The organism is Roseomonas rosulenta (assembly GCF_016106005.1).
Lineage (GTDB): Bacteria > Pseudomonadota > Alphaproteobacteria > Acetobacterales > Acetobacteraceae > Neoroseomonas > Neoroseomonas rosulenta.
On sequence record NZ_JACADR010000407.1, the window covers coordinates 1 to 2,840 of the forward strand.

Consider the following 2,840-nt stretch of genomic DNA (forward strand, 5'->3'; position numbering starts at 1 on the left):
CCCCTGCGCCGCGTGCGCGGCCACGCTGCGCAGCACGCCCGCCAGCCCATAGGCGGCGCCGAGGCCGCGCAACACCTCCGCCTGCGCCGCATCGGCGCCGAGCGCGAGGCCCGCCGCCGCCGACCACCCGCCCGCCGCACCACGCAGCCAGGCGACGAAATCCTGCTCGGTGGCGATGGTCTCCTGCGCTTCGGCCTCGCGCGCATCGACCATGGCGAGCAGCGCCTCGGGGTCGAGCCCGCCCGCCAGGATCGCCGCATGCAGCGGCGCGGCTACTTCGTGCCGGCGCGGCGGGCGGCCGGCGCGGGCCTCCTCGATCGCGTCGCGCCACCATTGCAGGCGGATCAGCGCGGCCATGGGGTTGGTCGCGGCCTCCCGCGCGCGAGCCAGTTCGTGGTTCAGGGCGATGAGCACGAAAATCGCCTCGCGCGCCGGCGCGGGCGCGAAAAGCGCGCAGAGGAAGCGATCCGGGTCGTGCTGGCGCGCGAAGGCGCCGATGGGGGAAAGGGCCACGGCGCCGATATGCGCCGTGCCGGCCCGCGCGGAAACCCTGCGCGGTTGACGCCCGTTACACCCCCGCCTACCTCGACCCGGAGCGCGCTCCGCGCTTCGTCCGATCTACGGGAGAGACCCCATGGCCTTCAGCCTGCCCCCGCTGCCCTACGCGACCGGCGCCCTCGCCGCGAACGGCATGTGCCAGGAGACGCTCGAGCTCCACCACGGCAAGCATCACAACGCCTATGTCACGGCGCTGAACGGCCTGGTCGAAAGCAAGGGCCTCGCCGGCAAGTCGCTCGAGGCGATCTGCGCCGAGGCCGGCAAGGCCGGCGCCGACGGCCTTCCCGTGCTGAACCAGGCCGGCCAGCACTACAACCACTGCCTGTTCTGGAACGTGATGGCGCCCGGCGGCGCGCATGGGGAAAGTGTCCCGGCCGCGCTGGCGGCGAAGATCGACGCCGACCTCGGCGGCCTCGCGGCCTTCAAGGAGGCCTTCAAGACCGCCGGCGCGACGCAGTTCGGCTCGGGCTGGGCTTGGCTCGTGATCGGCGCCGACGGCAAGCTGAAGGTGACCAAGACGCCCAACGGCGCCAACCCGCTCTCGACCGGCGAGGGCCAGCCGATCCTCGGCTGCGACGTGTGGGAACACGCCTACTACCTCGACTTCCGCAACGTGCGGCCGAACTACCTGGCGAACTTCCTCGACAAGCTGGTGAACTGGGAAGTGGTCGCCGCGCTCATGGCGAAGGGCGGGTTTACCGCCGGCCAGTCGGCCTGATCACCCCGCCCCGGGGCCGCGCGGCCCCGGGCAGCGCGCACAAAAAAGGGCGCCGAGGGTCATCCCCCGGCGCCCTTCTTCATGGGCGATGGTCGGGCGCGTCAGGCCGGCTTCTCGTCATTCGCCGCCTGCGGGCGGATCACGCTGGTGATGGTGCCGCGCACGATCATCACGCGCACATTGGGCGCGATCTCGGCCTCGATCTCGTCCGAGCCTTCCTTGACCTTGGTGATGGTCGCGACGATGCCGCCCGCGGTCACCACCCGGTCGTTGCGCTTCAGCTGCGTCAGCATCTCGCGATGCTCCTTCATCTTCTTCTGCTGCGGGCGGATCAGCAGGAAGTAGAAGACGACGAAGATCAGGATCAGCGGCAGGAGCTGCATGACGATGCCCGCGGCACCGCCGGCAGCGGCATCCTGGGCATGGGCGGTCGAGATCCCGAAGGGGGTCCACATGTGTTCTGTTTCCGTCTTCCGGCGTGAAGGCGCGGAACCTACCCACCCACCCCTTCCCGTCAATAGCGTCCCGGCCTATTGCGCCCCTGCCATGGATGATCCCGCCCTGCTGCCCGCCCTGACCCGCATCGCCGAGGCGCTCGAGCGCCTGGCCCCGCCGCCCGCCGCGGCACCGTCGCTGGCCGGTGCGGATGCCTTCGTCTGGCACCCCGAGCCGCGTCCACGCCTGGCCCCCGTGCCGCGCGTGGCCGCCGTGCCGATCGACCTGCTGCGCGGGGTCGAGCGCCAGAAGGGCCTGCTGCTCGAGAACACGATGCGCTTCGCGCGCGGCTTCACCGCCAACAACGCCATGCTGTGGGGCGCGCGCGGCACCGGCAAGTCGTCGCTGGTCAAGGCGGCGCACGCCGCGGCGAATGCGGAACTGCCGGGCAGCCTGGCACTCATAGAGATCCAGCGCGAGGATATCCGCACCCTGCCCGACCTGCTCGGCCTGCTGCGCGCGCAGGAGCGCCGCTGCCTGGTGTTCTGCGACGACCTGTCCTTCGAACGCGAGGATGCCGACTACAAGGCGCTGAAATCGGTGCTGGACGGTGGCATCGAGGGGCGGCCGGCGAACGTGCTGTTCTACGCCACGTCCAACCGCCGCCACCTCATGTCGCGCGACATGATCGAGAACGAGCGCAGCACCGCCATCCACGGCAGCGAGGCGATCGAGGAGAAGGTCTCGCTGTCGGACCGCTTCGGCCTCTGGATCGGCTTCCACAACGCCGACCAGGACACCTTCTTCGCCATGATCGAGGGCTACGCGGCGCATTTCGGATTGCCCGTCAGCACCGAGGAGCTGCACGCCCAGGCGGTCGAATGGTCGGTCACGCGCGGCGGTCGCTCGGGGCGCGTGGCCTGGCAGTTCATTCTGGACCTGGCCGGGCGGCTCGGCGTGAGGATCGCGCCCTGACGGGCGCGCCGCAGCCATGCCCCGCCCGCTGCGGATCGCCGCGCTGCCGCGGCTCGCGGGCTTCCTGTGGCGGCATCCGCTCGTGCGGCGCGACCCGCTCGGCACCATGGCGCGGCTGCTGCGCTGGCAGGCCGTGGCGCGTCGCGGCGGCACG

General features: G+C 71.5%; 4 protein-coding genes. 2 read left to right on the forward strand and 2 right to left on the reverse strand.

Annotation, left to right across the window (positions count from 1 at the left end; all coding sequences use genetic code 11):
* On the reverse strand, nucleotides 1–513 hold a 513-nt coding region (locus HW578_RS25020), incomplete at its 3' end, for a squalene/phytoene synthase family protein (protein ID WP_198373411.1).
* Nucleotides 514–634: 121 nt separating this feature from the next.
* On the opposite strand from HW578_RS25020, the gene HW578_RS25025 reads away from it, so the two are divergent.
* Complete coding sequence (locus tag HW578_RS25025; protein ID WP_198373412.1) at nucleotides 635–1,276, forward strand: superoxide dismutase; 642 nt, start codon at nucleotides 635–637, stop codon at nucleotides 1,274–1,276.
* A gap of 101 nt (nucleotides 1,277–1,377) precedes the next feature.
* Here the strand turns inward: HW578_RS25025 and yajC are convergent, their stop codons facing one another.
* Nucleotides 1,378–1,731, reverse strand: a complete 354-nt coding sequence (gene yajC, locus HW578_RS25030) for a preprotein translocase subunit YajC (protein WP_198373413.1) — start codon at nucleotides 1,729–1,731, stop codon at nucleotides 1,378–1,380.
* A 91-nt stretch (nucleotides 1,732–1,822) separates the two neighbouring features.
* On the opposite strand from yajC, the gene HW578_RS25035 reads away from it, so the two are divergent.
* Nucleotides 1,823–2,686 carry an ATP-binding protein gene (locus HW578_RS25035; protein ID WP_198373414.1) on the forward strand — a complete coding sequence of 288 codons (864 nt, stop codon included), beginning with the start codon at nucleotides 1,823–1,825 and terminating at the stop codon, nucleotides 2,684–2,686.
* Nucleotides 2,687–2,840: the final 154 nt, after the last annotated feature.

Excerpts from the sequence above, each read along its gene's own strand:
- HW578_RS25025 (WP_198373412.1), top strand. The coding sequence starts at position 635 with ATGGCCTTCAGCCTGCCCCCGCTGCCCTACGCGACCGGCGCCCTCGCC.
- yajC (WP_198373413.1), bottom strand. The coding sequence starts at position 1,731 with ATGTGGACCCCCTTCGGGATCTCGACCGCCCATGCCCAGGATGCCGCT.
- HW578_RS25035 (WP_198373414.1), top strand. The coding sequence starts at position 1,823 with ATGGATGATCCCGCCCTGCTGCCCGCCCTGACCCGCATCGCCGAGGCG.